Here is a 2532-nt window from a genome sequence, read left to right as displayed (position 1 = left end):
TCTGTTGTTCCTACCGATTCAACATAGTTCGTAATGTTTTCCCAATCAATTTTTGTCATTCAATTCACCTCTAATCGGTTTCATTTACTCCATATACATCGGTAATCGGTGCAATCACCGCTTTTCTTCTACGCTTTAGTTCTTCGTATCGGTCATTAAAGAACGATGCTGATTGAACATTTCCACTCAATAGTAAGTGTGCAGCTAATCCATAGGGTAAAACGGTATTCCCTACACGATCATCCACTAATAATGTGCTATTTTCGTCGGTAATCGTGACAGGAGATACCGATAAAGGTAGCAATTCCGTCTGTAATACCGTTAAGATCGGCCATGCTTTCTTTTTGTAGTCGTCATCATATCCTGCAAACGTTCCATCTGAGCTAGTCTCATCCATGAGCGACATGGCAATCATAAAAACATCTTGAGCGATCAATAAAATCACCTCTTTTACATAAAAAAAGAGGACATAAGTTTCCCTATGCCCCCTACGTTGTTACTTCTTCTTTGTCTGTTCTTTTAATCCAACATTGATGAAAGCTGACTCTTGAAGTTCATCCCTAGCTTCAAGTGTTTCACCGTTTTCTGCTATAAAAATCTTACCCATTTAAAACACCTCTTACGCTGTTTTGTGGACGTAGATAGCGTTAGCTTTGTTATTAAGCACGAATGCATCATAACGAATACGTCCTTCAATAAGATTTCCGTTAATTCCAGGAGGGTTGTCATGAATTTTGTAGTCCTCGAGTTTTTTAGGTGCTACAGTTGCAATGCTGTTAGTGATAATGAATGCTGTGTTAGTTGGGAGGTAAATAGATGGAACCTTCACGATCTTCACACCATCAACCTCACCAACTTGTCCATTAATCAAAGTTTGCTGTCCAAGTTCAGATGCTTTGATGAAAGCATTGTCTTGTTTTAACAAACTGTAGAAAGTAGGTGTAACGAAAGCCATACGACCACCTTGTGGAACTTTGTCTTCATCTAGGGCTACTCCACCATTTAACAAGGATACATAAGCGTTCGAAGCAGTAACAGCAACCGTTGCTGTATTACCTGCTGTAATACCAGCTGCAGCCATTGTTGATAGACGATAAGTGTCGATTTCTGGCACAATTACTTCGTCAATTTGACGAGCAAGAGCCTTACCAGCTTCCATTACATTCATGGTATCTTGTTGGTTCTTTTTATCGATAACAAATGTGAAAGAACGATCTTTAGTAAGTGTCATTGTTTGAGTAACGTTACCTAATTCCGCTGCTGATCCATAACGAGTTGTACCCGTCATAGAATAATCGCCTAGTGCAACTGTTGGAATAGAATAAACGGTTACTGCGTTCACCCCAGCCCAATCATAATTGTTGTTTACTGCTGCATCTGTTAAAGATTTTAATTTAAACCGTTCGTCGACGGCTGAAGAATATTTACTTGCAAGATTAATTGCCATTGATTATCACTCCTATTATTGTTTTTAAATGCTCATAAACCCTTTTAAAAATGGATCCGTACTCGCTGTTTCATTGCTTCCGTGCTGCGTAACACCGCCAACGGGAGCCTTTTTAGCGTTATCTTGATTCTTTTTCAGGGTTGCTAATTGGTGTCTCAATTGCTGATTTTCGTGCTCGGCATATGCGAATCTCAAAGGTACTCCTTGTTGATTTGCTTGCCACACTGAATCGGGGATCGTATCGGTCTCGGGAATGAAATCCCTTCCGTTTGCTTCCTTAAAGTATTTAAAGAAGTCTTGAAACTCTTGTTGTTGCTGTGCTTCTTGTTGTTTCTGTTGTTGTTCTTGCTGTAATTGCTCTCTAAAACGTCTGTTTTCGAGCATTTCTTTTGCATATTCTTCGGGAATGTTTTGCTGGATGAGTTCGTTAAGTTGCGCTTCCTCCTGGTATTGTCGGACCGCTTCAACGTATTCATCCACACTCATTCCCTGCTGTTGGGCTAATTGTTCGACGAGTGTTAAACGTGGATCACTTTCTAAGGCCTGTAAACGTTCCTGCACTTTGTCATAATTTAAGCCCTTTTGAGCCAGTTCCCTAGCCGTAGCTTCGTCCAGCTCCATTTCTTCTTTGTTGTATTTAACCTTTAAGAAAGGTGAAGTCTGTTCAGCTTGTTCGGTTTCGGGTTGGCTTGATTCTTGTGATTCCGTTTGCACATCTTCTACTTGTTCAGTTGGTGTGGTATCCTCTACTGAATTTTCGGCAGGTGCTTCGAAATCATCTGGTAAAATCATATCTTCTGGCATAACTAAATCCTCCTTCGGCTATGGTTGGCCGAAATTTCGATTGTTCTTTACCGTCTGCTCTCGAGAAAAAGACAATAAAAAAACACCTTTTCAGGTGCTAACAGTTTTTCTTTTTGCTTGCCATGCTGCCCATCTGTTTTTTACCCATCATCATTGGAGATGGCGTTTTTGCTTTTGGTGTAGCTTTTTTAGCTGTTGGTTTTTTAGGCATTTGGTTGCCCTCCTATTGGTTGTTGTGGTTGTTGCATATTAGGTTGTATTGGCTGTTGGGATGCCATATG

Annotated in this window: 3 protein-coding genes; all 3 read right to left on the bottom strand. The window is 40.3% G+C overall.

Annotation, left to right across the window (positions count from 1 at the left end; all coding sequences use genetic code 11):
* Positions 1 to 70: 70 nt before the first annotated feature.
* The 3 genes from HF312_21420 to HF312_21410 all read right to left on the bottom strand — a co-directional run bounded on the left by HF312_21420 (position 71) and on the right by HF312_21410 (position 2251).
* A complete protein-coding gene (locus tag HF312_21420) occupies positions 71 to 436 on the bottom strand; it encodes a hypothetical protein (protein ID MCU7522774.1) in 366 nt (121 codons plus the stop codon).
* A 183-nt stretch (positions 437 to 619) separates the two neighbouring features.
* The gene (locus HF312_21415; protein MCU7522773.1) at positions 620 to 1447 is read right to left on the bottom strand and encodes a N4-gp56 family major capsid protein; all 828 of its coding nucleotides are present in this window, start codon (positions 1445 to 1447) and stop codon (positions 620 to 622) included.
* Between the two features lie 24 nt (positions 1448 to 1471).
* Positions 1472 to 2251 (bottom strand): hypothetical protein, encoded by a 780-nt coding sequence (locus tag HF312_21410; protein ID MCU7522772.1) that lies wholly within the window; start codon positions 2249 to 2251, stop codon positions 1472 to 1474.
* Positions 2252 to 2532: the final 281 nt, after the last annotated feature.

Source organism: Ignavibacteria bacterium, assembly GCA_025612375.1.
Lineage (GTDB): Bacteria > Bacteroidota > Ignavibacteria > Ignavibacteriales > SURF-24 > JAAXKN01.
Note: the sequence above shows the minus strand (reverse complement) of the source record. Positions and strands in the feature narration are given on the sequence as shown.